This is a genomic window from Candidatus Nanopusillus massiliensis (assembly GCF_920984865.1).
Genome location: NZ_OV100765.1, coordinates 550,059 through 550,281, shown reverse-complemented (window position 1 = coordinate 550,281; position 223 = coordinate 550,059). Strand labels below are relative to the sequence as shown.

The window sequence follows — 223 nt, the reverse complement described above, 5'->3', positions numbered from 1 at the left end:
ATATTTAGCATTGGTAGGACATATATTTGTGGCAATTTTTATATCTTCTATATCTTTTTCAGAAGAAATTATGTTGTTTTTTATTACTATTTCTATTATTTTCTATTGAAAAAATATTTTTATTTATTAAATAACATGCCAAACAATTTATACATTTACTATAATCAATATCTACTATATATTTCATTCATTAATCATTTATTTCTTCTATTTTAACTGAATG

General features: G+C 18.4%; 1 protein-coding gene (running past one end of the window). It reads right to left on the bottom strand.

Going from position 1 to position 223, the window contains the following annotated elements; translation table 11 throughout:
* Positions 1-190: 190 nt before the first annotated feature.
* A protein-coding gene (locus tag LUA84_RS03655) for a ferredoxin (protein WP_231434492.1) crosses the window boundary here: on the bottom strand, positions 191-223 show its 3' end. It continues 177 nt past the right edge of the window; only the last 33 of its 210 coding nucleotides appear in the window; its start codon lies beyond the right edge, outside the window — the gene reads right to left on this strand; it ends in the stop codon at positions 191-193.